This window comes from Streptococcus anginosus (genome assembly GCF_900636475.1).
Lineage (GTDB): Bacteria > Bacillota > Bacilli > Lactobacillales > Streptococcaceae > Streptococcus > Streptococcus anginosus.
Genome location: NZ_LR134283.1, coordinates 238743 through 261995 on the forward strand (window position 1 = coordinate 238743; position 23253 = coordinate 261995).

Annotated in this window: 21 protein-coding genes and 3 pseudogenes; 18 read left to right on the top strand and 6 right to left on the bottom strand. The window is 38.0% G+C overall.

Annotation, left to right across the window (positions count from 1 at the left end; all coding sequences use genetic code 11):
• Nucleotides 1-61 precede the first annotated feature (61 nt).
• From EL079_RS01205 to EL079_RS01220, 4 genes are all read left to right on the top strand, one after another.
• A complete protein-coding gene (locus EL079_RS01205) occupies nucleotides 62-763 on the top strand; it encodes an ABC transporter ATP-binding protein (RefSeq protein WP_003032477.1) in 702 nt (233 codons plus the stop codon).
• A 14-nt stretch (nucleotides 764-777) separates the two neighbouring features.
• A complete protein-coding gene (locus tag EL079_RS01210) occupies nucleotides 778-4143 on the top strand; it encodes an FtsX-like permease family protein (RefSeq protein WP_003032460.1) in 3366 nt (1121 codons plus the stop codon).
• A 91-nt stretch (nucleotides 4144-4234) separates the two neighbouring features.
• A complete protein-coding gene (locus EL079_RS01215) occupies nucleotides 4235-5071 on the top strand; it encodes a metallophosphoesterase family protein (protein ID WP_003032475.1) in 837 nt (278 codons plus the stop codon).
• 65 nt (nucleotides 5072-5136) lie between these two features.
• Nucleotides 5137-5574, top strand: coding sequence for an Rrf2 family transcriptional regulator (locus EL079_RS01220; RefSeq protein ID WP_003032469.1), 438 nt, complete (start codon nucleotides 5137-5139; stop codon nucleotides 5572-5574).
• A 43-nt stretch (nucleotides 5575-5617) separates the two neighbouring features.
• On the opposite strand, the gene EL079_RS01225 is transcribed toward EL079_RS01220, so the two are convergent.
• Nucleotides 5618-6394 (bottom strand): glycyl-radical enzyme activating protein, encoded by a 777-nt coding sequence (locus tag EL079_RS01225; RefSeq protein WP_003023885.1) that lies wholly within the window; start codon nucleotides 6392-6394, stop codon nucleotides 5618-5620.
• A 132-nt stretch (nucleotides 6395-6526) separates the two neighbouring features.
• Here EL079_RS01225 and EL079_RS01230 point away from each other — a divergent pair, with 132 nt between their 5' ends.
• The 13 genes and pseudogenes from EL079_RS01230 to EL079_RS01290 form a co-directional block, all read left to right on the top strand.
• Nucleotides 6527-7270 carry a DeoR/GlpR family DNA-binding transcription regulator gene (locus EL079_RS01230; RefSeq protein WP_003028982.1) on the top strand — a complete coding sequence of 248 codons (744 nt, stop codon included), beginning with the start codon at nucleotides 6527-6529 and terminating at the stop codon, nucleotides 7268-7270.
• A gap of 18 nt (nucleotides 7271-7288) precedes the next feature.
• Nucleotides 7289-8251, top strand: coding sequence for a sugar-binding transcriptional regulator (locus EL079_RS01235; RefSeq protein ID WP_003032484.1), 963 nt, complete (start codon nucleotides 7289-7291; stop codon nucleotides 8249-8251).
• Between the two features lie 245 nt (nucleotides 8252-8496).
• Nucleotides 8497-8820, top strand: a complete 324-nt coding sequence (locus EL079_RS01240; RefSeq protein ID WP_003032480.1) for a PTS lactose/cellobiose transporter subunit IIA — start codon at nucleotides 8497-8499, stop codon at nucleotides 8818-8820.
• Between the two features lie 20 nt (nucleotides 8821-8840).
• Entirely contained in the window at nucleotides 8841-9161 is a 321-nt protein-coding gene (locus tag EL079_RS01245; RefSeq protein ID WP_003023895.1) for a PTS sugar transporter subunit IIB, read from the top strand.
• 2 nt (nucleotides 9162-9163) lie between these two features.
• A complete protein-coding gene (locus EL079_RS01250; protein WP_003032486.1) occupies nucleotides 9164-10465 on the top strand; it encodes a PTS sugar transporter subunit IIC in 1302 nt (433 codons plus the stop codon).
• Between the two features lie 167 nt (nucleotides 10466-10632).
• On the top strand, nucleotides 10633-13074 hold the full coding sequence (locus tag EL079_RS01255) for a glycyl radical protein (RefSeq protein ID WP_003032459.1): 2442 nt from the start codon (nucleotides 10633-10635) through the stop codon (nucleotides 13072-13074).
• A 14-nt stretch (nucleotides 13075-13088) separates the two neighbouring features.
• Complete coding sequence (locus tag EL079_RS01260) at nucleotides 13089-13757, top strand: fructose-6-phosphate aldolase (protein WP_003032474.1); 669 nt, start codon at nucleotides 13089-13091, stop codon at nucleotides 13755-13757.
• A 30-nt stretch (nucleotides 13758-13787) separates the two neighbouring features.
• Complete coding sequence (locus EL079_RS01265; protein WP_003032467.1) at nucleotides 13788-14876, top strand: glycerol dehydrogenase; 1089 nt, start codon at nucleotides 13788-13790, stop codon at nucleotides 14874-14876.
• A 154-nt stretch (nucleotides 14877-15030) separates the two neighbouring features.
• Nucleotides 15031-15597: pseudogene (locus EL079_RS01270) on the top strand (GrpB family protein).
• Nucleotides 15598-15732: 135 nt separating this feature from the next.
• Nucleotides 15733-16012 (top strand): annotated as a pseudogene (locus tag EL079_RS01275) (CD1845 family protein).
• Between the two features lie 31 nt (nucleotides 16013-16043).
• Nucleotides 16044-16358 carry a TfoX/Sxy family protein gene (locus EL079_RS01280; RefSeq protein ID WP_003032465.1) on the top strand — a complete coding sequence of 105 codons (315 nt, stop codon included), beginning with the start codon at nucleotides 16044-16046 and terminating at the stop codon, nucleotides 16356-16358.
• Between the two features lie 56 nt (nucleotides 16359-16414).
• Entirely contained in the window at nucleotides 16415-16843 is a 429-nt protein-coding gene (locus EL079_RS01285; protein ID WP_003032481.1) for a VOC family protein, read from the top strand.
• 21 nt (nucleotides 16844-16864) lie between these two features.
• Nucleotides 16865-17079, top strand: a pseudogene (locus tag EL079_RS01290) (TfoX/Sxy family protein); the annotation flags it as partial.
• Nucleotides 17080-17203: 124 nt separating this feature from the next.
• Here EL079_RS01290 and lysS read toward each other — a convergent pair.
• The 5 genes from lysS to EL079_RS01315 form a co-directional block, all read right to left on the bottom strand.
• Nucleotides 17204-18691: a lysine--tRNA ligase gene (gene lysS / locus EL079_RS01295; protein WP_003032473.1), complete on the bottom strand. Its 1488-nt coding sequence runs from the start codon at nucleotides 18689-18691 to the stop codon at nucleotides 17204-17206.
• An 83-nt stretch (nucleotides 18692-18774) separates the two neighbouring features.
• Nucleotides 18775-19416 (bottom strand): histidine phosphatase family protein, encoded by a 642-nt coding sequence (locus tag EL079_RS01300; protein ID WP_003032463.1) that lies wholly within the window; start codon nucleotides 19414-19416, stop codon nucleotides 18775-18777.
• A gap of 12 nt (nucleotides 19417-19428) precedes the next feature.
• Nucleotides 19429-19911, bottom strand: a complete 483-nt coding sequence (locus EL079_RS01305) for an aminoacyl-tRNA deacylase (RefSeq protein ID WP_003032488.1) — start codon at nucleotides 19909-19911, stop codon at nucleotides 19429-19431.
• Complete coding sequence (locus EL079_RS01310; protein WP_003032470.1) at nucleotides 19911-20753, bottom strand: DUF368 domain-containing protein; 843 nt, start codon at nucleotides 20751-20753, stop codon at nucleotides 19911-19913. The genes EL079_RS01305 and EL079_RS01310 overlap by 1 nt, the downstream gene beginning before the upstream one ends.
• A gap of 126 nt (nucleotides 20754-20879) precedes the next feature.
• Complete coding sequence (locus EL079_RS01315) at nucleotides 20880-21716, bottom strand: glycoside hydrolase family 25 protein (protein WP_003023924.1); 837 nt, start codon at nucleotides 21714-21716, stop codon at nucleotides 20880-20882.
• Nucleotides 21717-21996: 280 nt separating this feature from the next.
• On the opposite strand from EL079_RS01315, the gene ftsW reads away from it, so the two are divergent.
• Complete coding sequence (ftsW, locus tag EL079_RS01320) at nucleotides 21997-23229, top strand: cell division peptidoglycan polymerase FtsW (RefSeq protein WP_003032464.1); 1233 nt, start codon at nucleotides 21997-21999, stop codon at nucleotides 23227-23229.
• Nucleotides 23230-23253 lie beyond the last annotated feature (24 nt).

Genomic DNA, 23253 nt, shown 5'->3' on the forward strand with positions numbered 1-23253 from the left:
TAGGAACAAATCAACAGCTTGTTTATTTAATTGGACATGGAAACTGAAAGAGGAAAAGGCGATGGCTTATATTGAAATGAAGCATAGTTACAAACGGTATCAAATGGGAGACACAGAAATCATTGCTAACAATGACATTTCTTTTGACATCGAAAAAGGAGAATTAGTCATCATTCTTGGAGCTTCTGGCGCTGGAAAATCGACGATTCTGAATATTCTTGGCGGAATGGACAGCAATGATGAGGGAGATGTGTTGATTGACGGGCAAAATATAGCATATTACAACGCTCACCAGTTGACGGACTATCGGAGAAATGATGTTGGTTTTGTCTTTCAATTTTATAATTTAGTTCCTAATTTGACGGCGCTAGAGAATGTTGAATTAGCTTCTGAAATTGTTCAAGATGCGCAGGATGCAGCAAAGGCGTTAGCAGCAGTTGGGCTAGGAAATCGACTGCATAATTTTCCTGCTCAATTATCTGGTGGCGAGCAGCAACGTGTTTCCATTGCGCGTGCTGTGGCGAAAAATCCCAAAATTTTGCTTTGTGATGAGCCAACAGGCGCACTGGATTATAAAACAGGCAAGCAAGTGCTGCAAATTCTTCAAGATATGTCACGCAAGCAGGGAGCAACAGTGATTATCGTGACTCATAATGGTGCGTTAGCTCCGATTGCCGACCGCGTGATTCGCATGCACGATGCACGGATTCAGTCCGTCACTTTGAATGAACATCCTCAAGATATTACAAGTCTAGAGTATTAGTGAGGAGTGGTGATATGAAAAAATCCATTCTAAATAAGGATATCTGGCTCTCTTTTCATCAGTCCAAGGGACGCTTTCTGTCCATTATGTTTTTGATGATGTTAGGTTCTTTTGCGCTAGTGGGGCTGAAAGCAGCTAGTCCAGACATTGAAAACTCAGCCAATCGTTACCTTTCACAGATGAAAATGATGGATTTGGCAGTGATGTCAGACTATGGTATCAGCAAAGCTGACCAAAAAGAACTGAATACAATTTCAAATGCACATGTAGAATATGGTTATTTTACAGATACGGTGATTGGGGATAGCTCAACCTCTGTTCGAGTTTTTTCTAAGACAACTAATATTTCTAAGTTCAAGCTTGTTTCAGGTCATTTTCCAAGCAAGGAAAATCAAGTGGCTTTGGCTAGTTTTTATCAAGGAAAATATAAGATTGGTGATAGCATTACTTTAAACGAGGAAGGAACCAATGATTATGCTTTGAGGCAACATACCTTTACGGTGACAGGGTTCGTCAATTCAAGTGAATTGGCGTCAACCATTTCTCTTGGTAATTCTAACTCAGGGAGTGGTACTTTGTCTGCTTATGCAGTGGTGACACCCAAAACATTTCAAAGTTCAGTCTATACAGTTGCTCGTTTGAGGTATGACAATTTAAAAACGCTCAATTCTTTTGGAGATTCCTATCGAAAAAAGATAAAGCAACATGAAAATGAGTTAGAAAAGCTAGTGGCTGATAATGGGAAAAATCGTTTATCAGAGATAAAAAAACAAGCACAGACAAAAATTGCGGAAGGCGAAGCAAAAATTCGAACTTCTCAACAAGTATTGGCAGATGTCAGACAGCAACTAAGGACTGCGCAGGACCAAATTGATCAAAAAAGAGCAGATTTAGAGGCTGCTCAAGGTCAGATAACTGAAAAAGAAAGCTTGCTGGCGCAAGGAGCTGCTCAAATTGCACAGGCTGAACAAACTTTAGCAAGCTCAAAAGCAAAATTGGATACAGCCACTGCTCAACTTTCTTCAGGTTGGGCACAATTGAACCAAATGAAAACCCAATTAGATCAGGCAGCTAGTCAGTTGTCTGCTGCAAAAGAAAATGTAACAAATACTCAAGCTACATTAGCCATAGCGCAGGCGGAATTGGAAAAAGGTCAAGTTCAATTAGCAGCAGCTAAAGTGGATTTGCAGAAAAAAATGACCGCGCTCCAAGCACAAGGAATTGATTCAGCAACAGTGCCTGAAATTGTGGCAGCACAAACTCAACTAGCACAAGAAGAAGCAAAATTAAATCTTGTCCGTACAGAACTGGAGCAAAAGCAGGCTGAATTTCAAACTGGACTGTCGCAGTACAAAAGCCAAGAAGCGCTTTATCAAGCAGGACTTGCCCAATACCAATCTGCAGCTGAGGCATTGAATGCGAAACAAGCTGAATATGATGCAGGCTTGGCTCAATATCAAAGTGGTCAGGCAACCTTAAGAAATAAACAAGCCGAGTACCAAGCAGGTCAAGCTCAATTGGCGCAAGCAAAACAACAAATCGCAGACGGTCAGGCGCAATTGGACCAAGCTCAGGCAACATTGAACGATAAAAAAACTGAATACGAAAAGCAAAAGAAAGATGCTGAAACAAAAATAAAAAATGGGCAAGCAGACATTCAAAAGGCAAAAGAGGAAGTAGCTGGCTTGTCTGTGCCAACCTACCGTGTGTATACACGTCGGACATTTCCAGGAGCTGACGAGTACACAACAACGGGGAATCGTGCTTATGGCATCTCAGCTGTAGGGAATGCTTTCCCGATTGTACTATATCTGGTAGCTGCCCTTGTAACGGTAACGACAATGACACGTTTTGTCAGCGAAGAACGCACAAATGCAGGTGTTTTAAAAGCTTTGGGTTATCGGAACCAAGATGTCGTTAAGAAATTTGTCGTTTATGGCTTGGTTTCAAGTTTGTTAGGTACAGTAATGGGAAGTTTGTTAGGTACTTATTTCTTACCCTACATCTTAGGGAAAACTATTTTTAAAACCTCCACTTATCCAGCATTGCGATTAGACTTTTATTGGGAAATCAGTCTCATTGCTCTCGTGTGCTCGGTCTTGTGTGGCGTTGTACCAGCCCTTTATATTGCCCACAAAGAGTTGAAAGAAAAGCCGTCTCAATTATTGTTACCAAAGGCGCCTACTAAAGGCTCAAAAATCTTGCTAGAGCGGATTGACTTCATCTGGCGTCGACTCAGCTTTACGCAAAAAGTGACAGCTCGAAATATCTTTCGTTACAAGCAAAGAATGCTGATGACCATTTTTGGTGTGGCAGGCTCCGTCGCCCTCTTATTTGCCGGTTTGGGGATGTCTTCTTCCATGGAAGGTATGGGAAATCGGCAGTATGGAGAAATTATCAAATACGATGCGGTCATTTCGCAAAAACAGCATCTCAAATCAGACGAGCAAGCAGCAATCAATCATTTATTAGCAGATAAAAAAATAGCTAAAAAACGCGGCATTTATCAAGAAACATTTACCAAAAAAATCAAGGGTGCTAAAGATGAACAGTCTCTCGCGTTATTTGTGACAACAGGCAAGGATTTTCATCATTTCATAGAGTTATATGATAGTCAAAGCAAAGCGAGCTTGAACTTGTCTTCGCATGGAGCGGTCATTTCTCAGAAATTAGCAACCATTATGCATGTTTCTGTTGGAGATACTTTTGATCTGAAATCCGACGAAGGAAAACTCTATAAAATCAAAGTTTCTGGTATCACTGAAATGTACGCAGGGCATTTTATCTTTATGAATCAGGACTATTATCAAACGGTATTTGCTCGTAAGTTCCAAGAAAATGCTTACCTGATAAAATTGAAAGATGCCTCTAGTAAAAATGTACAAGATACCGCAGCATCCTTCATGAAATTAACAGGCGTGCGAGCAGTCGTACAAAATACAGGGATTTTGGAACAAATTGATGTCATTGTCAAGTCTCTTGGTTTTGTAATGCAGATTTTAACTGTTGCCTCTATTTTACTAGCCATTGTGATTCTTTATAACTTGATGAATATCAATGTTGCAGAGCGGATTCGAGAATTATCAACGATTAAAGTATTGGGATTTCATAATAAAGAAGTCACGCTTTATATTTATCGAGAGACCATTCTTTTGTCTGTTATTGGTATTATTGTAGGCTTGTTTTTAGGAAATATTTTACATCGCTCCCTTTTAGAGACAATTGCTCCAGATGCCTTTCTGCTCAACCCGACAGTATCGGTGTTTGTCTATCTTGTACCAGTCTTTTCTATCATCATGATTTTGATTGTCTTAGGATTTATGGTCAATGCAATATTGAGACGTATTGACATGTTAGAAGCATTAAAGTCGGTAGATTGATAAGGCAGTAAAACTTTCACTCAAACTTGGGAGTGGAAGTTTTTTCTTGGTTTGTTATAATATTTTTATAAAGGACAGACGAAACGATAAAATGAAACGAAAAATTGCTTTATTATCAGATATTCACGGGAATACGACAGCTTTAGAAGCTGTGTTAGCAGACGCCAAAAAGGAACAGGTGACCGATTACTGGTTTTTGGGAGATTTATTGGCACCCGGAACGGGGCGAAAGAAAATTCTTGACTTAATGGCTGCTTTACCGATTAGCCTTCAAGTGCGGGGAAATTGGGAAGATAGCATTTGGAATGCTCTTCATGGGAAATTAGATATCAGTCGCCCTAGTCATTTATATATGGTTTGTTTATGCCAGTATCTTTTGGAAGAAGTCACACCTGAAGAACTGAACCGATTGCATGAGCTGCCTTTGCAGCTTTTGATAAAAGTTGGCGATTTAGAAATTGCTGTGACTCATCATTTGCCAGATAAAAATTGGGGACGAGAGTTGATTCATATTGGTCAACAAGAGAACTTTGATCGCCTGTTTGAAGGAAATCATTGTGCAATTGCCATTTATGGGCATATCCATCAGCAATTTCTTCGTTATGCGACGGGTGGGCAGATGATTATCAATCCAGGCTCTATCGGTCAGCCGTTCTTTCTAGATGCTTGTTTGCGAAAGGATCTGCGAGCTCAGTATGCTATTTTAAAAATTGATGAACAAGGTTTAGCGGATGTTGACTTTAGGCGAGTCGCTTATGATGTAAATAAAGAACTGGAAATGGCGAGAATATTGAAGTTGCCTTATTATGAAGTGTATTACGAAAGTTTAGTCAATGGAATTCATCATACGCATAATCATGATTTACTTCGGGCGATTAGTGAGCGAGAAGATTATGTTGCACATCTCAAGGAGTTTTTTAAGAAGTAACACTTGAAGTTACAACATAAATAAAGTATACTAATAATAGAATCAGCAAATGAAAGGAGTTTTATATGCAAATTTCGAGTCGTTTCACCATTGCCACACACATGCTGATTGTTATAGCACTAGAATGTCAAGAACATAAAGTGACTAGTGATTTTTTAGCTGATAGCGTTGGAGTAAATCCTGTCATTATTCGCAAGACTTTATCTCAGTTGAAAAGCGCGGGCTTGATTTCTGTAGCGCGTGGGAGGGGAGGAGCTATCATTAGGAAAGATTTAAAAGACATTACCCTCTTAGATGTCTATCAAGCAGTAGAAAGCCTAGGCAAATCTGGACAACTTTTTAGCTTTCATGAGCATCCCAATCCGTCTTGTCCCATTGGCAGAAATATTCACTTCGTTTTAGATGATAAATTAGCAGAAATTCAAGCAACAATGGAAAAAGAACTGAGTAAAACCAGCCTTGCAGATGTTGTTGCATCTGCCCAAGAAAAGATAAAAAAATAATCCATTTCGTAAGAAATGGATTGTTTTTTGGAGAAAAGAGGAGCTAAAAATAACAGTTGATTTCATAATCAAGAAAAACTTGCTGATAATCATAGAGGTCTTCCGGATGTAGAGCTTGCACATTTTCCATTTCATAAGAACGTTTTAGTAATTTATATTTATTTTCACCGAATTGATGAAAAGGTAAGAGTTGTACTTGGTCAATAGATAATTTTTTAAATAAAATAGCAAATTGTTCGGCATCTTCTAGAGAGTCATTAAAGCTAGGGATAACAGGAATACGCAGGACAATGGTTTTTTGTTGCGAAAAAGCATAATGAATATTTTTGATAATTAGTTCATTTTTGACCCCTGTGACTTTGCGGTGATTGATGGTGTTATAATGCTTTAAGTCAGTATAGATAAAATCTACATACTGGAGCAAATCAACGAATTTGTTATGATCTACAAAGGCTGTCGTTTCAATTGCTGTATGTATACCTTTTTCTTTGGCAGCTTTAAGGATTGCTTTGGCAAATTCAAACTGGGCAAAGATTTCTCCACCAGACAAGGTCAGGCCCCCACCTGATTCTTCATAAAATTCTCTATCTTTGAGAACTTCTTTGATAATCTCTTCAACGCTTTTTTCCTCTCCCATGGTGATAGTCTTTTTGCTAGAAGCGTCTAACATGGGCTCAGGTTTAAATTTCTGAGATTCTGGATTGGCACACCAAGGACAGCGTAAGGGACAGCCTTTTAGAAAAACAGTTGTCCGAATTCCTGGTCCGTCGTGAATACTAAAATGTTGAATATTAAAGATGATTCCTTTTTCTGCACTCATGATGTACACTCTTTTCTTGCTTATTTTCTTTTATTATATCAAACAAACGAAAGAAAAACAATTACGAATGAAACTATTTTTTATTTTATTTATTCCTTAAATTCTGTTAAAATAAAGAATGAGGTGAATAAAATGGAACGTTTAGATGAAATCGTTAAGCTCGTTTCGGAGTTTGAAAAAATTGATGTTAATACTTTATCTGATAAATTAAAAGTCTCTAAAGTAACGATTCGGAAAGATTTGGATAAGCTGGAAATGAAAGGCTTGCTTCATCGGGAGCACGGTTATGCGGTCTTAAATAGTGGTGATGACTTGAATGTCCGGCTTTCTTTTCATTATGATACCAAGCGAAAGATAGCACAAGAAGCGGCAAAAATTGTTGCAGACAATGAAACGATTATCATTGAATCTGGTTCAACTTGTGCTCTGTTAGCTGAAGAAATCTGTCGTACTAAGAAGAACGTGAAAATTATTACAAATTCTTATTTTATCGCAGACTATGTGAGAAAAGTAGATTCTTGCAAGATTATCTTGCTAGGCGGTGAATTTCAGAACGATTCGCAAGTTACGGTCGGTCCTTTACTTAAGGAAATGATTCAATTTTTCCATGTAGAACATGCTTTTGTAGGGACTGATGGCTATGATGAAGAGCTTGGTTTTACAGGTAAAGATTTAATGCGTAGCGAAGTGGTGCAATATATGTCGGAAGCATCTGATAAAATGATTGTGTTAACAGATTCGAGTAAATTTGATAAAAGAGGGACTGTCAAGCGTTTTGGTTTGAAACAGGTTTCGCAGGTGGTAACCGATCAAGCTATTCCGACAGCAGCGGTTCAACGCCTAAAAGCAGCCAATATCAAATTGACTCTAGTCTGATAAGTAGAGGGAGATAAGATGAAAAGTGAAAGAAAAAGGCTATTAGCTAAGATTGCTTATCTTTATTATATAGAGGAGAAAAGTCAGGCAGAAATTGCAGCAGAGACAGGGATTTATCGGACAACTGTGAGTCGTATGCTGGCTGAAGCTAAAAAGGAAGGCATTGTCAAAATCGAGATTGAAGCCTTTGATGCGCGTTTGTTTCATTTAGAAAATGTAGTGAAAGAGAAGTATGGGTTAAAAGGACTTGAAATCGTAGCAAATCAAGTGGATGATTCACCTTCTGATTTGGAGCAGCGGTTAGCTCAATCAGCAGCAGGAATGCTTCGGGGGATGATTGATGACAATGCTAAAGTTGGATTTTCATGGGGAAAGAGTCTTAGTCTCTTGGTAGAACACTCGGGCAGTCGGCACTTGAATAATGTGCATTTTTTTCCATTGGCTGGCGGACCTAGCCATATTCATGCTCGTTATCATGTTAATACCCTCATTTACAGTATGGCTAATAAATACCATGGGGATTGTCGCTTTATGAATGCGACGATTATACAGGAAGACGAGATCTTAGCAAAAGGAATTTTGTCTTCTAAATATTTTGAGGACTTAAAAAGAAGTTGGCAAGAACTAGATGTGGTTGTTGTTGGTATTGGCGGACAAGTGGATGAAAAGAATCGGCAGTGGTTGGATATGCTGACGGTTGAAGATTTTCGTACAGTGGAAAATGAAGGAGCTGTCGGAGAAATTTGTTGCCGCTTTTTTGATGAAAATGGTGAGTTGGTTGATGAACAGTTGCAAAATCGAACAGTTGCTATTTCTTTAGATTATTTAAAAACAGTTCCTAACAGTCTGGCTTTTGCCTATGGTCGTCAAAAAGCTGCCGCTATTTTGGCGGTTTTACGTGCTGGGTATGTCAACCATTTAGTTACAGATGAAGCAACTATTTTAAAAGTGTTGGAATTGGATAATATTGCAGTTAATTAGTAGTTTATAAAAGTTCTCCTTTTCCTCGTTATTTCATCTTCAAAAGGTCAAGAATAATGATTCTGACCTTTTTTATTTCACTTGATAAGCACAAATGTGCGATAAATATAAAAAAAGAGAATTTGTTCAGTGATATATTGACGGAATAAGAGAAAGATGATAAATTTGAGTTACAAACAAAAATAAAACGCTTTCAAATAAAAGAAAGATATATTTTGTAAATAAAAATAGGAGTAACGTTAAATATGGAAGTGATTGTAGCTGATCAAATCATTATGGGGTTAATCTTGCATGCTGGGGATGCCAAACAGCATATTTACCAAGCTTTATCATTAGCAAAAAATGGTGAATTTGAAAAATGTGATGAGTATCTAGAATTGGCAGATCAGGCATTATTAGAAGCTCATAATCTTCAAACGGAGTTTTTGGCACAGGAAGCGGGGGGAACAAAGACAGAAATTACAGCTTTGTTTGTCCACTCTCAGGATCATTTGATGACCAGTATTACAGAAATTAATCTTATCAAGGAAATCATTGACTTGAGAAAAGAATTACAAGTGAAAAAATAAATCATCAGGAGGATGAAGATATGATTAAAATTGGGTTGTTTTGTGCAGCAGGTTTTTCAACAGGAATGTTGGTCAATAATATGAAAATAGCTGCGAAAGAAGCTGGTTTAGAGGTTGAGATTGATGCTTATTCTCAGGCCAAGTTAGCAGATTATGCACCAAACTTGGATGTTGCTTTGTTAGGACCACAAGTAGCTTATACTTTGGATAAGTCAGCTGCCATTTGCGAAGAGAACCATATTCCAATTGCGGTCATTCCAATGGCGGATTATGGCATGCTAGATGGTAAAAAAGTATTGAATCTCGCTTTGGGGCTTTTGGAACAAAAACAAGGAGCTTAGTTATGGCTAAAATAGATACTCAAAAAATTATTGCGCCGATTATGAAATTTGTCAATATGCGCGGTATTATTGCCTTAAAGGATGGTATGTTGGCAATTCTGCCCTTGACAGTTGTTGGAAGTATCTTTCTGATTGTAGGACAGTTACCATTTGAAGGCCTCAATCAGGCGATTGCAGGCATTTTTGGGAAAAATTGGACCGAGCCATTTATGCAGGTTTACTCAGGAACTTTTGCGATTATGGGTTTGATTTCCTGTTTCTCCATAGGATATTCTTATGCTAAAAATAGTGGTGTAGAGCCGTTGCCGGCAGGTGTGTTATCTGTATCTTCTTTCTTCATTCTTTTAAAATCTTCTTATATTCCAGAAAAAGGTGAAGAAATTACAGACGCAATTGCCAAGATTTGGTTTGGCGGTCAGGGGATTATTGGAGCCATTATTATTGGTTTGGTTGTCGGTAGTATCTATACTATGTTTATTCAAAAACATATTGTTATTAAGATGCCAGAGCAAGTTCCTCAAGCGATCGCCAAGCAATTTGAGGCTATGATTCCAGCTTTTGTGATATTCTTTCTTTCCATGGTAGTCTATATTCTTGCTAAAATGCTGACAAAGGGTGGTACTTTTATCGAAATGATTTATGGTGTGATTCAAGTACCGCTGCAAGGATTGACTGGTTCCCTTTACGGTGCAATCGGTATTGCCTTTTTCATCTCTTTCCTATGGTGGTTTGGTGTACACGGACAATCTGTTGTCAATGGTGTAGTGACCGCTCTCTTACTTTCAAATCTGGATGCTAATAAAGCCTTGCTTGCTGCTGGAAAGTTATCTGTTGGAAAAGGTGCTCACATTGTCACTCAGCAATTCTTGGATAGTTTCCTTATTTTGTCTGGTTCTGGTATTACTTTTGGTTTGGTGGTAGCCATGCTCTTTGCAGCTAAGTCTAAACAATACAAAGCACTAGGAAAGGTTGCTGCTTTTCCAGCAATCTTTAATGTCAATGAACCAGTTGTGTTTGGGTTTCCAATTGTTATGAATCCCGTCATGTTCTTGCCTTTTATTCTTGTACCTGTTTTAGCAGCTGTAATTGTTTATGGTTCTATAGCAATTGGCTTTATGCAGCCATTTTCAGGGGTGACCTTGCCATGGAGTACACCAGCTATTATTTCTGGTTTCTTAGTAGCAGGATGGCAGGGTGCTCTCATCCAAGTTGTCATTTTAGCTATGTCAACTCTCATCTATTTCCCATTCTTTAAATTCCAAGACAATCTTGCTTACAGTAATGAACTGAAAGCGGAAGGATAAACTACATTGTATCACTGTAAAGAAATTATTTTAACGTTGATTGAGCACAAATGTGCAAAAAATCTTTAATTCGATAATTGATTATAGATGATTGAATTTTTGCATCTTGCATGCTACAATAGTTACGAAAGAAATAAAAATAATTTCATAAGAAAGGTTGTGCTGTGATGCCTAATGTAAAAGAAATAGAAAAAACGACTATACAAACAAGTTATTTTGGTAGTTTAACGGACCGAATGAACAAGTATCGGGAAGATGTGCTGGACAAGAAACCTTATATTGATGCTGAACGTGCTGTTCTTGCAACAAGAGCTTATCAAGAGCATAAAGAAAAGCCAAATGTTCTGAAGCGTGCTTATATGCTTAAGGAAATTTTGGAAAATATGACGCTTTATATTGAAGATGAGACCATGATTGTTGGAAATCAGGCTTCATCTAATAAAGATGCACCTATTTTCCCAGAGTATACTTTAGAATTTGTACTCAATGAATTAGATCTTTTTGAAAAGCGCGACGGTGATGTTTTCTATATTACAGAGGAAACCAAAGAACAAATCCGGAGCATCGCTCCTTTCTGGGAAAACAATAACCTCCGCGCTAGAGCTGGTGCTTTACTTCCAGAAGAAGTTCAGGTTTATATGGAAACTGGCTTCTTTGGAATGGAAGGAAAGATGAACTCTGGTGATGCTCACTTGGCAGTCAACTATCAAAAATTGCTTCAATATGGTTTGAAAGGTTTTGAGGAAAAAGCTCGGGCAGCTAAGGAGGCCTTGGATTTGACAGATCCGGCTAGTATTGATAAATATCATTTCTATGATTCAATTTTCATTGTAGTGGATGCTGTGAAAGCTTATGCGGAGCGTTTTGTCAAATTAGCTCAAAATATGGCAGAGTCTGCAAGCCCAGAGCGCCGTCAAGAATTATTGGAAATTGCTCGAATTTGTTCCAAAGTGCCTTACGAACCAGCTGAAACGTTTGCTGAAGCTATTCAGTCCGTCTGGTTTATCCAGTGTATTTTACAGATTGAGTCTAATGGTCACTCCCTCTCTTATGGGCGCTTTGACCAATACATGTATCCTTATGTTAAGTCGGACTTGGAAGCTGGTCGCGAGACGGAAGAAAGCATTGTCGAACGCTTAACCAATCTTTGGATTAAGACGATTACGATCAATAAAGTACGCAGTCAGGCTCATACTTTCTCATCTGCTGGTAGTCCTTTGTATCAAAATGTGACAATTGGTGGACAAACACGTGATAAGAAAGATGCTGTAAATCCCCTTTCATATCTGGTTTTGAGATCTGTTGCACAGACGCATTTGCCACAGCCAAACTTAACAGTTCGCTACCATGCTGGTCTAGATGCTCGTTTTATGAACGAATGCATAGAAGTTATGAAACTAGGTTTTGGAATGCCTGCTTTCAATAATGACGAGATTATTATTCCGTCCTTTATTGCCAAAGGCGTTTTGGAAGAAGATGCATACGACTACAGTGCTATCGGCTGTGTGGAGACAGCTGTGCCAGGTAAATGGGGCTACCGTTGTACGGGAATGAGCTATATGAACTTCCCTAAGGTGCTTCTCATCACTATGAACGATGGAATTGATCCCGCATCTGGCAAGCGTTTTGCACCAAGCTTCGGTCATTTTAAAGACATGAAGAGCTTTGCTGAGCTGCAAACGGCTTGGGACAAGACTTTGCGCCACTTGACTCGTATGAGTGTCATCGTGGAAAATTCTATCGACCTGTCTCTTGAAAGAGAAGTGCCGGATATCCTCTGCTCAGCTTTGACAGATGATTGTATCGGACGCGGTAAGCATTTGAAAGAGGGGGGAGCTGTCTATGACTATATTTCTGGTCTCCAAGTCGGTATTGCCAATCTATCAGACTCACTAGCAGCAATCAAGAAGTTAGTCTTTGAAGAAGGCAAATTGACTCCAGCTGAACTCTGGCATGCACTTGAAACGGACTATGCAGGTGAGCGCGGCAAGGAAATTCAGGAGATGTTGATTTCTGATGCACCGAAATATGGTAATGATGATGATTACGCTGATAAGCTGGTGACTGATGCTTATGATATTTATGTGGATGAAATTGCTAAATATCCAAATACCCGTTATGGACGCGGTCCAATTGGCGGTATCCGCTATTCAGGAACATCTTCTATTTCAGCCAATGTTGGTCAAGGTCGCGGTACTTTGGCGACACCAGATGGCCGCAATGCAGGAACACCGCTCGCTGAAGGCTGTTCTCCATCTCACAATATGGACAAGAATGGTCCGACTTCTGTATTGAAATCTGTTTCTAAATTGCCGACAGATGAAATCGTTGGGGGGGTTCTGCTCAATCAAAAAGTGAATCCTCAGACCTTGTCTAAGGAAGAAGATAAAATTAAATTGATTGCTTTACTTCGTACGTTCTTTAACCGTTTGCACGGTTATCATATTCAATACAATGTTGTTTCTAGAGAAACCTTGATTGATGCGCAAAAACATCCTGAAAAACACCGTGATTTGATTGTGCGTGTTGCAGGATATTCGGCATTCTTCAATGTACTCTCCAAAGCAACACAAGATGATATTATCGGACGTACAGAACACACATTATAAAAGAGGTCCAGTTTATGGAATTCATGCTTGATACATTAAATGTAGAAGAAATAAAAAAATGGTCGCAAGTTCTCCCCTTGGCAGGAGTGACTTCTAACCCGACCATCGCTAAAAAAGAGGGGAAGATTGATTTCTTTAAACGCATCCAAGAAGTTAGAGAAATTATTGGGAAAGCTCCTTCCATTCATATTCAGGTTGTTGCCAAAGATTATCAGGGAATTTTAAAAGATGCCGCTGAAATTCGCAAGCATTGTAGTGGAAATGTGTTTGTCAAAGTACCTGTAACCCCTGAAGGTTTAGCCGCTATAAAGGTTTTAAAAGCAGAAGGTTACAAGATTACGGCAACTGCTATTTATACCATTTTCCAAGGTTTATTAGCCATTCAAGCAGGCGCAGATTATTTAGCTCCTTATTATAACCGTATGGAAAATTTGAACATTGATTCAGATGTAGTTATTGGCCAATTGGCAGATGCGATTGCGAAAGAAGGTTCATCTAGCAAAATTTTAGCGGCTTCCTTTAAAAATGTAGGACAAGTCAACAAGGCTTTTGCTGATGGTACCCATGCTATTACAGCAGGTGCAGATGTCTTTGAAGCAGCTTTTGCTATGCCGTCTATTTCAAAGGCAGTAGATGATTTTGCAGCAGATTGGTCATTCATTCATGGTCAAAAGTACATCTAATCTCCATTTTTGCGTAGGAAGAGGTATTTTATGAGAACTTTTGCAAGCCCTTCTCGCTATATTCAAGGTGAAGATGCCTTATTTGAAAATGCAAAACAGATTTTGAACTTAGGAAACCATCCAGTTTTGCTTTGTGACAACACTGTTTATCAAATTGTAGGAAAGAAGTTCCAATCCTGTCTTACTCGCTATGGACTTCATGTATTGCATGTCAGTTTTAATGGTGAAGCTTCGGATAATGAAATCAATCGGGTAGCTGCTTTAGCTGAAAAAGATGGAGCAGATCTAGTGATTGGTCTTGGTGGTGGAAAAACAATTGACAGTGCTAAGGCAATTGCAGATTTATTGGGAAATCCCGTCGTGATTGCACCGACTATTGCTTCGACAGATGCACCAACATCAGCTCTTTCAGTAATTTATACCGAGGAAGGAGCATTTGAAAAATATATTTTTTACACCAAGAACCCAGATCTTGTTCTAGTTGATTCAAAGGTCATTGCTCAAGCTCCAAAGCGCTTGTTGGCTTCTGGAATTGCAGATGGTTTAGCGACTTGGGTTGAAGCGCGTGCGGTTATGCAGTCAAATGGATTAACAATGCTGGGGCAAAGGCAGAGTCTAGCAGGTATTGCCATTGCTAAAAAATGTGAAGAAACACTTTTTGCGGATGGTTTGCAGGCGCTGGCTGCTTGTGAGGCACAAGTGGTAACACCGGCTCTTGAACATATTATTGAAGCTAATACGCTTCTAAGTGGTGTTGGTTTTGAAAGTGGTGGATTGGCTGCTGCTCATGCCATTCACAATGGATTTACAGCTCTGACTGGTGATATTCATCATCTGACTCATGGAGAAAAAGTAGCTTATGGAACGCTAACACAGCTCTTTCTTGAAAACCGTCCAAAAGAGGAGTTGGAAAAATATATTCGTTTCTATCAGAAAATTGGTATGCCTACGACCTTGGCAGAAATGCATTTAGAAAATGCCAGCTATGATGATTTGCTCAAGGTTGGTAAGCAAGCTACTATTGAAGGTGAAACCATTCATCAAATGCCTTTTAAAATCTCTGCTTCAGATGTTGCTGCTGCCATTTTGGCAGTTGATCGTTATGTAAACTCCTTATAAAAATAAAAAGAAACAAGTCCGATTAGATTGGACTTGTTTTTTCGTGTAGTGATAGCTAAAAGTTTTAATCAGAAATAATAAACGCCTGATGCACATTGAAAATGTTATAATGATAATAAATGTGAGAAATAAATGCAAACTAGTGGAGGACGGATTGAGTAAAAAATTAGAAGACATGAGTTTAGAAGAATTATGGCAGTTGTTTCCCATAATTCTTGTAAAATATAATAAAGAATGGGCGCATTGGTATGATGAGGAAGCAACTGCTATTTTGTCCCTGATACCAGCTAAATATATAGTAAGAATATCTCATATTGGTAGTACTGCGGTTCAAAATATATGGGCAAAGAATATAGTAGATATATTACTTGAGGTTCGATTAGCAGAAGAACTAGAAATAGTGAAAAATATTCTTGTTGAAAATAATTGGTGATGCATGAGTCAAAGTACACGACGAATCTCATTAAATAAAGGATACACGGAGCAAGGTTTTGCAGACAAAGTCTTTCATCTTCACATTAGAGTTGTCGGAGATAATGATGAACTATATTTCAGAGATTACTTACGTGAGAATCATAATGTAGCGAAAGAATATGAACATTTAAAGCTGAACTTATGGAAGAAATTTGAACATGATAGAGACGGCTACACTGATGCAAAGTGTAAGTTTATTAAACGATATACTAAAATTGCAAAAGAAAAATTTATAGGAAGATATTAAAATAGATACGAGCGCCGGAACGGTGCTTTTTTACTTGCTTGAAATGTGGTAAAATGGATGTAACTAAAATATGAAACGAGTATAAAATGGCGAAAAAATTAAACGCAAATATTGGATTTGAAAAAGAGGTAGTGTATGCGATTTATATTGAAAATTATCTTATTCCCGATTAGTCTTATCTTATCAATTTTAACAACTTTTCTGACATTCTTGCTTGGCATAGGAACGGCGTTGTTGTATATCGTTATGATGTTGCATATTTGGAGCATTAGCTTCTTTCAATCAAGGAGAAGTCGGAATTGGCATATCAAGATTGCTTATCGGCTTCCTATTTAGTCCTTACGGGCTTCCGATGATAGGAGAAACAGTGATAGCGTTTATCAAATTAATAAATGATAAGATTAGGGCGATATAGATAAATTTGAATTTGGAGGGGGATAATCAAGGTGAATGAAATTAATGAATATGTTCGCGATAGTTTTTCTAAATCCGGCGATATTGTCATAAAATCTATGATGGGCGGATACCTTGTATATTTTAATGGTAAGCTGATAGGTGACATTTGCAATAATGAACTGTTTTTAAAGAGAACGCCGACATCGGACAGACTGCTTGCAGATTCCGAACTGCGTTATCCGTATGAAGATTCAAAAACCTTGATGCATGTATTTGATAGTTTTGATGATAAGGCTCTAATTCTGGAACTTCTGGATGGTATGTATGCTGAACTTCCGGAAAAGAAACCTGCGAAAGCCAGATGAGAAAGACAAATCTTAATTTATTAGATGAAAGTTAATTAGAAATTATGGAGGTAGTAATGAATAAGATTACTTGTATTTGTTTAGGTGTTAGCGATATGGAAAAGTCAATAAAGTTTTACAGAGATGGTTTAGGATATAAGACTGACTGTAAAGAAAATAATCCGCCAGTATGTTTTTTCAATACTCCAGGAACAAAATTTGAACTATTTCCTTTAGAACAATTGGCAAAAGATATTGATGAACATAACCCACCAAAGAGAAATGGATTTTCTGGAATTACATTAGCGTACAATGTTGAACAAAAAGAAGATGTTGATAGTGTAATTGAATTAGTACGAAATGCTGGTGGAAGAATTGTAAAAGAACCACAAGACACCTTTTGGGGTGGATATCACGCCTATTTTTCTGATTTAGATGGATATTATTGGGAAGTTGCATGGGGACCAAATTTTAAGTTTGACAAAAATGGACTATTGAAATTTTAGTAATTAAAGAAGATATAAAAAATGGCTTCAAGCAAAGAATATTTAGACTTTATTTTAGAACAAGTATCTGAATTAGATAATATTAGTTATAGAGCTATGATGGGAGAATTTATTATCTATTATAATGGAAAAATTATTGGCGGAATACATGATGATAGATTACTTGTTAAACCTGTGCAGATATGCCAAACGTAGTGTATGACTTGCCGTATGATGGAGCAAAAGAAATGATTCTTGATTATAGTAGAATTTTGAACGAAAAAATTCAATTATGATAGAGTTAAAAAATGACCTTGTCCCTCTTGAACGAGGGGGCAAGGTCATTTTTGTTATCTCAGTATTCATTTGATAAGAAATTGTTTACTTCATCGTAGGGAACAGTAATACATCACGGATAGAAGTGACATCTGTCAATAGCATAATTAAGCGGTCAATTCCAATTCCGAGGCCGCCAGTTGGTGGCATACCGTATTCAAGAGCTTCTACATAGTCGTAGTCGATACCAGTCGCTTCATCATCTCCGAGTTCCTTAGCTTTGGCTTGCGCTTCAAAACGCGATAATTGGTCAATTGGGTCGTTCAACTCTGTAAAGGCGTTGGCAAATTCGCGTCCAACGATAAAGAGTTCAAAGCGGTCGGTAAAGCGAGGATCATCTGCATTTTTCTTAGCAAGAGGCGAGACTTCAACTGGATGCCCATAGATAAATGTAGGTTGAATCAAGGTATCCTCAACAAAATCTTCAAAGAAAGCATTGATAATATGACCGACTGTAAAATGCTTTTCAACCGTTACATGGTATTCCTTAGCTAGTGCAGTGGCTTCTTCGAGAGTCATTTCTTTCCAGAAATCAATGCCCGTTTGCTCTTTAATGGCTTCTAGCATATGTTTACGTGCAAATTTGCGACCGATAAAGATTTCAGTACCTTGATAAGGGACACTTTCGGCATCTGTAACAGCTTTAGCTGCACTTTGGATAATCCCTTCTGTCAAGTCCATGATATCCTCAAAGTCTGCATAAGCCTGATAAGCTTCAATTGTAGTAAATTCAGGATTGTGAGTGGCATCCATTCCTTCGTTACGGAAAATGCGTCCCATTTCATAAACACGTTCCATACCACCAACAATCAGACGTTTTAAGTGCAATTCAGTTGCGATACGAAGCACCATATCAATATTTTGTGCATTGTGATGAGTAATAAATGGACGAGCAGCAGCACCACCAGCTTCATTATGTAGTACAGGTGTTTCAACTTCAAGGAATCCTTGGTTGTCAAGATAGCGACGAATTTCAGAAACAATACGGCTGCGAGTCACAAAACGATCAAAACTTTCACGATTGGAAATCAAATCCAAATACCGTTTACGATAAATCGTTTCAACGTCTGTTAGTCCATGGAATTTTTCAGGCAATGGACGAAGTGCTTTAGAGAGGTGTGTAATGTGAGTTGCTTTAATCGAAAGCTCTCCCATATCTGTACGCATGACCTCACCTTCAATACCAAGGAAGTCGCCAATATCTGCTTTTTTGAAAATTTGATAATTCTCTTCACCGACAGTATCTTTTCTGACGTAGATTTGAATTTGACCTTCGCGGTCTTGAATATGAGCAAAACCGACTTTTCCTTTGCCACGCTTGGTCATAAGTCGTCCCGCAATGGTAGCAGCTTCTGCTAATTCATGTAGCTCTTCTTTTGTTTTATCACTATATTTTTCTTTTAATTGGGCAGAATCTGCAGTACGTTCAAAACGTTTACCAAATGGGTCAATGCCTTGTTCTGCTAAAGCAGCCATTTTTTCACGACGAATCAGCTGCTGGTCATTTAATTCTTCAATATGTTCAGTAGTCATATTCTTCCTCCTAAAGTTTACCTTCCTCATTCTATCATAAATAAGGCAGAAATTCACCTATAAATAAAGAAAAAACCATGATTTTATACGCTCACGGTTTCAATTGTTTTTAAGTGATCAACATTGTTCCAATCAAGAAGTGTAAAATGCTCAAAATCTTGCGTTTCAAGAATGGTGACACTTCCATTTGTGAGACCACCCTGCTGGCGAAGTTGAGCAAAGTCATAACCTAGTAACAAACGTAAAGAAGCGGTTAAATTCGCTCCATGACCAATAAAAAGAAGATTTTCATAAGATTGTCCTTTTTGTGATTTAATAAAGTCTATTGTACGTCGTGTAGTATTGTAGACTGATTCCGCACCAAAAATAGAGTTGTTAAATTTCGCTAGATTGTGACGGAAAGCTTCCATTTGATGAGGATAGATAGCCGTAATCGTAGAAATTTTCTGTCCTTCTAGGGAGCCTAATTGCCATTCACGCAACTCGGCATGTGACTCAACGACTTGTGAAAAATAATTTTCGCTATTGATAATCTGTGCAGTTGCCATTGCGCGTGGTAAATCACTTGAAAAAATTTTGTCAAATTTAATGTGAGCTATGTGTTTTCCAAGCAAGTGCAATTCTTCAATAGAAGTCTCAAGCAGCGGTGAATCACCATTGGCTCCTTGAAAGCGTCCTTCTAAATTCCATTGAGTTTTCCCGTGTCGAACGAAGTAGAGTTTCATACAGTTTCCTTTCTATTTTGAATCCTCTTTTAAATCTGCAAAGGTCGCCTCAACAAAATGGGCTAAATCCTCTGCGTTAATTTCAATACTGTGTCCTAATTCTCCAGCCGATACGATAATAGTCTCGTCTGTTAAAGCTGAATTGTCAATGTAAATAGGAAAGTGGTGTTTTTGACGAATGCCGACAGGATTATTTGCTCCGTGAATGTAGCCAGTCGTCTTTTCTAAATCTTTTTGCGGAATCATGCTTACTTTTTTGTTACCAGATATTTTGGCCAGCTTTTTTTCAGCTAGATGTTCTGTTATGGGCAAAATCCCAATGATTGTCCCTGTTTTATCGCCTGTTAGAGCCAATGTTTTGTAAATCTGCGAGCGCTCTATTCCTTCAGGCAATTGTCCTTCTAAAGCATTGATTTGAAGGCCTTTGTGAGGGATTTTTGCTTTTGTCAAAATTTGTTCTACAAGAGTTTTCTTAATTTTTGTTTTTTTAGCCATTATTTATACTTTTCCTCCAATTGGCTCATCCAAGCGCCCAGCCAAGTTCCTAATCCAAAGAAGAACGCAGCAGTAACGAAGGTGATGATAGAAGTATTAGCATAATGAATACTTTCGCTATTTCCAGAGTTTGGTACCAAGATGAGAACAGTACTAGATAAGACAATCCCAATGATAAAATGGTACACTTGAGAATGATAATTTTCCAAAGCATAATTCATGGATTTTGAAAAAATCACAAGTGCGAGGAGACCGCCAATTCCGATTGGTAAAAAGGTTCCCAAAATATCTAAAGATTTAAAACCGATTAGCATCGGGGAATACAGTCCCAAAATCAAGAGCAAATTTGAAGGACTTAAACCTGGAACGAGAATTCCCAGTGCGATAAGGGCACCAGCTAAAATAAAAGTCAAGAAATTTGCAGGTAACGTTCCGACTAAACTATTGAGGAAATAAAGGCAAATCCCAGAGATGAAAAAAGTGGCTACGAACCAAATAACATCAGTTCGGTCGCGATCAGATTCTCTGGTAGATTCCTTTAGCAAGCTTGGAATCGTACCGATAATCGCTCCTGCAAATCCCCATAAAACAATGATTTTATAATGCTCTAAGAGATATTCAACTGGCAGGGAAAATAGTGCAATCCCTAAAACCATTCCAATACCAACAGGTAAAAAATAAAGTACATTTTCACGAAAATTCTCTTTTATATGCGCTAAAAAATAAATCATCCGCTCGTAAATCCCCAAAATAGTGGCTAAAACTCCACCAGATACCCCAGGGAGAATAAATCCTAGCGCGATGACAATTCCCTTAAAAATTCTGATTAACCAAGAAATCATTCATTACTCCCTAAACTTTTCTTTGTTAGTCATTATAACATATTTAGAAACAAGAAAGTAGTGATAACTGGACGAGAAGAAAAGAAAAACTCTGCAAAGTTTTCGATTCAAACTATTACAGAGTTATTATTTTCCATTACCAAATAATTTTTTAAATGTTTTTGTCTGATTTTTTAAAGGAGATAGCTGATTAAGATCGACATCATGTGCAAAACCACCAATTGAGCCTTGTGATGTGTATTGATGTAAATCGTATTTTAAGTCTGTCTTAGGGGCAGTGTTGTAATAACCGTCATTATAGCCGTAAGTTGGAATCCAAATAGCTGTGAATTTCTTAGTTGAGATACTGTGTTCTTCAAGGAAATAGGTTCCGACATAAATCCCGATGTTCTTAGCACCCAATGATGATAACTTAGCGCGAAAAGCTTCAACACCAGCATTCATGTTCTCCATAGTTTTTTCTTCAACATCTAGCCAGTAGTAGGTCGGTTTGTATTTTGAAGCAGCTTTATAAAAACTTTCGGCAGCTTTTTGCATTTCTTTCTTGTTGCTACCTGCCACATAAGCATAGACAGCGACAGGAATATTTCGTTTTTGAAATTCTTCTATGTGGCGTTGATAGGATTTATCAATTCCGTTTAAGTGTGTAGCTGCATTTTCTTTTTTTGCTTGTGCTCCGCTATGCACGCGTATAATGGCGCCAGAAACATTTTTTGCTAGTACGTCATAGTTAATATCACTTGGCAATTGCCAGCCGGACAAGTCAATGATTGGTTTATAGGCTTTGTCTGCTTCATCGGAATCTGAAGTATCAGTTGACTGAGAAGCAGCTGATGTTTGTGTAATAGCGTCCTTTTGCTGTTTAGTTTCCTTGTTTTCTGAATAATGCTTCGCTCCTAAAATAATCGCAATGAAGCTAACAAAGAAAACAAAGACAACAAGCGGTTTAATCCTCTTTCTCATATAATTTCATTTTAACGTAAAGTCAGATAAAAAGCAAAATAAACTAGTAGAAAATAAGTATTTGTCATCAAATTGAAATATTAAAGAAAGCGGTTTATTGGACATAATGGTGAAGAATGCTTATAAATCCTATTCATAGACTCAGCTTATTGTTCTTTTTTTAGTTAAAGTTTAGCCTAGATACTGCAAGGATTTAAAAAATACCGTTCGTCAAATACTTTTTTTTTACCCTGAAAAGTGGTATAATGTTCGGTGAAAATTTAATAATATTAGGTGAACTATGAAAATTGATAAACGCCACCTGCTGAATTATTCCATTTTGATTCCTTATTTGGTTTTATCTATTTTGGGATTGATAGTTGTTTATTCAACGTCAAGTGCCACTTTAGTACAGGTAGGAGCAAATTCGCTCAGATCTGTTTTAAATCAAGGAATTTTCTGGGTAATCAGCTTACTTGCCATTGCTTTAATTTACAAAATAAAGTTAGATTTCTTAAAAGACAATCGACTGATTGTCATTGTTATTTTTGTGGAAATCTTGCTTTTAATTTTATCTCGCTTCCTTGGTGCCCGAATCAATGGTGCACATGGTTGGTTACGATTTGGTCCGATTAGTCTCCAGCCGGCTGAGTATTTAAAAATTATTCTGATTTGGTTTTTAGCACAGCGGTTTTCTCATCAGCAAGATGAAATCGCAACGTATGACTATCAGGCTTTAACACGAAATCAACTGATTCCACGCGCACTGAACGACTGGCGAATCCTAGTCGTTGTGCTAATTGGAATCGTAGCAGCGTTGCCTGACTTGGGGAATGCGACCATTCTTTTGCTGACGACCTTAATCATGGTAACGGTTAGTGGGATCGGTTATCGCTGGTTTTCAACTCTTCTTGGGATATTGGTCACTCTTTCCACAGCGGTTTTAGCAGGCATCTGGTTGATTGGTGTGGAAAAAGTTGCTAAGGTTCCTGTGTTTGGCTATGTAGCAAAACGATTTAGTGCCTTTTTTAATCCTTTTAAAGATTTATCAGGCGCAGGTCACCAGCTAGCTAATTCCTATTACGCCATGAGCAATGGCGGTTGGTTTGGCTTAGGATTAGGAAATTCTATCGAAAAACGTGGTTATTTGCCAGAAGCACAGACAGACTTCGTCTTTTCCATTGTTATTGAAGAATTTGGATTTATCGGTGCCAGCTTGATTTTAGCCCTCTTGTTTTTCCTTATTTTGCGGATTATCCTTGTGGGAATTCGAGCGAAAGATCCATTTAATTCTATGATGGCTCTTGGTGTCGGTGGAATGTTACTGACACAAACGTTTGTCAATATTGGAGGAATTTCCGGTTTGATTCCTTCGACGGGTGTCACCTTCCCCTTCTTATCACAAGGTGGAAATAGTTTGTTGGTATTATCCGTAGCGATTGCTTTTGTTTTAAACATTGATGCCAATGAAAAACGAGAAAGTTTGTATAGAGAAATCGAAGAAACCAATCACGGTTTAAGAATTATTCGCTAACGTTAGATTAAGCAAAAGCTTATT

Excerpts from the sequence above, each read along its gene's own strand:
- EL079_RS01205 (WP_003032477.1), top strand. The coding sequence starts at position 62 with ATGGCTTATATTGAAATGAAGCATAGTTACAAACGGTATCAAATGGGA.
- EL079_RS01210 (WP_003032460.1), top strand. The coding sequence starts at position 778 with ATGAAAAAATCCATTCTAAATAAGGATATCTGGCTCTCTTTTCATCAG.
- EL079_RS01215 (WP_003032475.1), top strand. The coding sequence starts at position 4,235 with ATGAAACGAAAAATTGCTTTATTATCAGATATTCACGGGAATACGACA.
- EL079_RS01220 (WP_003032469.1), top strand. The coding sequence starts at position 5,137 with ATGCAAATTTCGAGTCGTTTCACCATTGCCACACACATGCTGATTGTT.
- EL079_RS01225 (WP_003023885.1), bottom strand. The coding sequence starts at position 6,394 with ATGAGTGCAGAAAAAGGAATCATCTTTAATATTCAACATTTTAGTATT.
- EL079_RS01230 (WP_003028982.1), top strand. The coding sequence starts at position 6,527 with ATGGAACGTTTAGATGAAATCGTTAAGCTCGTTTCGGAGTTTGAAAAA.
- EL079_RS01235 (WP_003032484.1), top strand. The coding sequence starts at position 7,289 with ATGAAAAGTGAAAGAAAAAGGCTATTAGCTAAGATTGCTTATCTTTAT.
- EL079_RS01240 (WP_003032480.1), top strand. The coding sequence starts at position 8,497 with ATGGAAGTGATTGTAGCTGATCAAATCATTATGGGGTTAATCTTGCAT.
- EL079_RS01245 (WP_003023895.1), top strand. The coding sequence starts at position 8,841 with ATGATTAAAATTGGGTTGTTTTGTGCAGCAGGTTTTTCAACAGGAATG.
- EL079_RS01250 (WP_003032486.1), top strand. The coding sequence starts at position 9,164 with ATGGCTAAAATAGATACTCAAAAAATTATTGCGCCGATTATGAAATTT.
- EL079_RS01255 (WP_003032459.1), top strand. The coding sequence starts at position 10,633 with ATGCCTAATGTAAAAGAAATAGAAAAAACGACTATACAAACAAGTTAT.
- EL079_RS01260 (WP_003032474.1), top strand. The coding sequence starts at position 13,089 with ATGGAATTCATGCTTGATACATTAAATGTAGAAGAAATAAAAAAATGG.
- EL079_RS01265 (WP_003032467.1), top strand. The coding sequence starts at position 13,788 with ATGAGAACTTTTGCAAGCCCTTCTCGCTATATTCAAGGTGAAGATGCC.
- EL079_RS01285 (WP_003032481.1), top strand. The coding sequence starts at position 16,415 with ATGAATAAGATTACTTGTATTTGTTTAGGTGTTAGCGATATGGAAAAG.
- lysS (WP_003032473.1), bottom strand. The coding sequence starts at position 18,691 with ATGACTACTGAACATATTGAAGAATTAAATGACCAGCAGCTGATTCGT.
- EL079_RS01300 (WP_003032463.1), bottom strand. The coding sequence starts at position 19,416 with ATGAAACTCTACTTCGTTCGACACGGGAAAACTCAATGGAATTTAGAA.
- EL079_RS01305 (WP_003032488.1), bottom strand. The coding sequence starts at position 19,911 with ATGGCTAAAAAAACAAAAATTAAGAAAACTCTTGTAGAACAAATTTTG.
- EL079_RS01310 (WP_003032470.1), bottom strand. The coding sequence starts at position 20,753 with ATGATTTCTTGGTTAATCAGAATTTTTAAGGGAATTGTCATCGCGCTA.
- EL079_RS01315 (WP_003023924.1), bottom strand. The coding sequence starts at position 21,716 with ATGAGAAAGAGGATTAAACCGCTTGTTGTCTTTGTTTTCTTTGTTAGC.
- ftsW (WP_003032464.1), top strand. The coding sequence starts at position 21,997 with ATGAAAATTGATAAACGCCACCTGCTGAATTATTCCATTTTGATTCCT.